Origin of the sequence: Streptomyces murinus, assembly GCF_002154555.1 — a bacterium.
Classification (GTDB): domain Bacteria; phylum Actinomycetota; class Actinomycetes; order Streptomycetales; family Streptomycetaceae; genus Streptomyces; species Streptomyces murinus.
This window is the reverse complement of sequence record NZ_MUNF01000897.1, coordinates 1-961: the sequence shown is the minus strand read 5'-3', so window position 1 is coordinate 961 and position 961 is coordinate 1. Positions and strand designations below refer to the sequence as shown.

The 961-nt window shown below is 76.3% G+C and carries 1 pseudogene; it reads left to right on the top strand.

Features of this window, described 5'->3' with window-relative positions:
• Nucleotides 1–37: 37 nt before the first annotated feature.
• Nucleotides 38–961 (top strand): annotated as a pseudogene (locus CCN72_RS36375) (energy-coupling factor transporter transmembrane component T); the annotation flags it as partial.

Sequence of the window (961 nt, the reverse complement as noted above, 5' to 3'; positions counted from 1 at the left end):
CCGCGCCCCTTCGGGGCGCGAAAGGCACCGTGCGACCGTGCATCCCGGGGCCTGGTGGGTCTGGGCGATATCGCTGGGCACTGCGGCGACCCGCACCACCAATCCGCTGCTGCTCGCCCTGCTCATCGCCGTGTCGGCGTACGTCGTGGCGACGCACCGCTCCCCCGCTCCCTGGGCCCGTTCCTATTCCGCGTTCGCCAAGCTCGCGTTCGCCGTGCTGCTCATCCGCCTGGTCTTCGCGGTGGCCCTCGGCTCCCCGATCCCCGGCACCCATGTGCTCCTCACCCTCCCGGAGATCCCGCTGCCGCACTGGGCCCAGGGCATCCGGCTCGGTGGCGAGGTCACCGCGGAGGCGCTCGTCTTCGCAGCGTACGACGGGCTGAAGCTGGCCACCCTGCTGATCTGCGTCGGCGCCGCGAACGCCCTCGCCAGCCCCTCCCGCCTGCTGAAGTCCCTGCCCGGCGCCCTGTACGAGACCGGCGTCGCCGTCGTCGTCGCCCTCACCTTCGCGCCGCACCTCATCGCCGACGTCCAGCGGCTGCGTGCCGCCCGCCGGCTGCGCGGCCGCCCGGACCGGGGCGTCCGGGGGCTGCTCCAGGTCGGACTCCCGGTCCTGGAGGGCGCGTTGGAGCGCTCCGTCGCCCTCGCCGCCGCCATGGAGGCCCGCGGCTACGGCCGCAGCGCGGACGTGCCCGCCCGGGTCCGCCGTACGACCGCCGCCCTCACCCTCGGCGGTCTGCTCGGCGTCTGCGCGGGCACGTACGGGCTGCTCACCGCCGAGGNNCGCCGGACTGCGCCTCGGCGGCCGCCGTTCGCTGCGCACCCGGTACCGGCCCGACCCCTGGGGCCCCCGCGCCTGGCTGGTCACCGGTTCCGGTGTCGCCGTGGCCGCGCTGCTGACGCTCGCCTCGTCCCGCGCCCCCGAGGCCCTGCACCCGGGTGTGGTCCCGCTGACCGCGCC